This is a genomic window from Vogesella urethralis (assembly GCF_007644045.2).
GTDB lineage: Bacteria > Pseudomonadota > Gammaproteobacteria > Burkholderiales > Chromobacteriaceae > Vogesella > Vogesella urethralis.
Window position 1 is genome coordinate 1 of record NZ_VMDW02000123.1, and the last position, 252, is coordinate 252.

Genomic DNA, 252 nt, shown 5'->3' on the forward strand with positions numbered 1-252 from the left:
GGCGTGAAGGACCACGAGAAGGTGCTGTCGAAGCTTAAGAGCGACGCCAGTAAAATCGACGATCCGGATGTGAAGGCTCTGGCCAACGAGCACACGCCGGTCGTTGAGCAGCATCTGAAGTCCGCCGAGCAGATGTCAACCCACTCCGGCGCATCAGCCGATAAATAACGCGGCGGTAAAACGACAATTGCAAAACAAAGTGGGGCCCGCAGGCCCCACGCTTATTTCCCCTTCCTGATGAATTATTCCGGC

The 252-nt window shown here is 56.3% G+C and carries 1 protein-coding gene; it reads left to right on the forward strand.

The annotated features are described in order from the left end of the window. Nucleotides 1–3: 3 nt before the first annotated feature. On the forward strand, nucleotides 4–168 hold the full coding sequence (locus FLQ03_RS19695; RefSeq protein WP_420855665.1) for a DUF4142 domain-containing protein: 165 nt from the start codon (nucleotides 4–6) through the stop codon (nucleotides 166–168). The last annotated feature ends 84 nt before the right edge of the window (nucleotides 169–252 follow it).